This is a genomic window from Brevundimonas sp. SPF441 (assembly GCF_009661015.1).
GTDB lineage: Bacteria > Pseudomonadota > Alphaproteobacteria > Caulobacterales > Caulobacteraceae > Brevundimonas > Brevundimonas vesicularis.
The window spans coordinates 1-1,184 of record NZ_WJWX01000056.1 but is presented as its reverse complement, the minus strand read 5'-3'; the positions used below and the strand labels follow the sequence as shown (position 1 = coordinate 1,184).

At 65.0% G+C, this 1,184-nt stretch carries 1 protein-coding gene; it reads left to right on the top strand.

Features of this window, described 5'->3' with window-relative positions; translation table 11 throughout:
- On the top strand, nt 1–1,015 hold a 1,015-nt coding region (locus GGC30_RS16160), incomplete at its 5' end, for a transposase (RefSeq protein WP_194943628.1).
- Between the last annotated feature and the right edge of the window lie 169 nt (nt 1,016–1,184).

Sequence of the window (1,184 nt, the reverse complement as noted above, 5' to 3'; positions counted from 1 at the left end):
TGTGCACTTCCATGTCTGCGCAGTCGATGGCGTGTTTGAGGAAGTGGCGGGCGAGGAGGGCGATGCTGCTGATGCAGCTTCTCAAAGCTCACCATCGCGCATCATCTTCCACCCCGCCACCGGCGTGACTGCGGATGCCGTGGGTCAGGTGCAGGCCAGCTTACGCAAACGCATCCTGCGCGCCTTTGTCGGACGGGGCCTGCTGGAGAGTTTCGAGGCCCAAGAGATGCTGGGCTACAAGCACAGCGGGTTTTCGGTGGACACCAGCGTGTGCATAGCGGCGCACGACCGCGCCGGGCTGGAGCGGCTGCTGCGCTACTGCGCCCGCCCGCCGTTTGCCATGGAGCGGCTGCGCAAAGCGGGCAGCGAGCTGGTCTACCGCTGCGCCAAGCAGCACAGCGAGCCCGGCAGCCTGCCTCACAACAAGCGCGGCGTAAAGGCCGATGAGATCACCCTCACCCCGCTGGAGCTGATTGAACGTATCGCCAAGCTGGTGCCCCCGCCGCGCACGCACCGCCACCGCTACTTTGGCGTGCTGGCACCGAACTCACCCTTGAGGCCTGCCGTCACGGCGCTGGCGCGTGATGCAGCGGTGAAACCGGCGCAGGTGCAAGCCGAGCCAGCCAGCACGGCTGCAGGCGAGGGCGCACTTGGGGTAAGAAGCCCACTGCCAACCCAGACCGAGCCCGCCCAGCCGGTGCCACCCAAGCGCCCGGCGCACTATTTGTGGGCGGTGCTGATGGCCCGTATCTACGAGGTGTTCCCGCTGCTGTGCCCCATCTGCGGCGGGCAAATGCACATCATCGCCTTCATCACACACAGTGCCGATATCCGCCAAATACTGGAGCACATCGGGGTGGAGACGGAGCCGCCGCACATCACCCCGGCACGCGGGCCGCCACTGTGGGACGAGTGCGACGCGCAAGCCGCAGAGGGCGTGGAGCCAGCCCCAGACTGGGATGAAGCGACCCAACCGGCCCCGGACTTCGAGGTCGATCAGCGCGTCAGTTGGTAGGGTGGCAACAGCGGTTAACAGTGGTTTTGCCAACGTTGCGAGGCAGCGCTGCGCCTGTCACCGCCAAAAACGGGTCATACCGAAAAATCTCGGGCAACTGGCTTTGAGAAATCAACCCAGCAGTCCCCTGTGTGCATGCCTGAGACGCCCCAAACGTGTGCTATACTTG